Annotated in this window: 1 pseudogene; it reads left to right on the top strand. The window is 48.8% G+C overall.

From position 1 onward, the window contains the following. A pseudogene (locus tag FN960_RS24585) lies at positions 1-248 on the top strand (hypothetical protein); the annotation flags it as partial.

The raw sequence follows: 248 nt of genomic DNA on the forward strand, positions 1-248 counted from the left end.
CTCTATGAGGCCATTCATATTGCCTCGATGGTTGTCGGTGCTTTCTCACCGAATATGGATTTCCTTATTGCCTGCCGTTTTGTGATGGGAGTTGGGCTGGGAGCTTTACTGGTTACGCTGTTTGCTGGTTTCACCGAATATATGCCCGGTAGAAATCGTGGAACGTGGTCAAGTCGGGTTTCCTTTATTGGCAACTGGTCATATCCGCTCTGTTCATTGATAGCGATGGGACTCACGCCGCTGATTAG

Origin of the sequence: Alkalicoccobacillus porphyridii (assembly GCF_007293315.1) — a bacterium.
GTDB classification, from domain to species: Bacteria; Bacillota; Bacilli; order Bacillales; family Bacillaceae_D; genus Alkalicoccobacillus; species Alkalicoccobacillus porphyridii.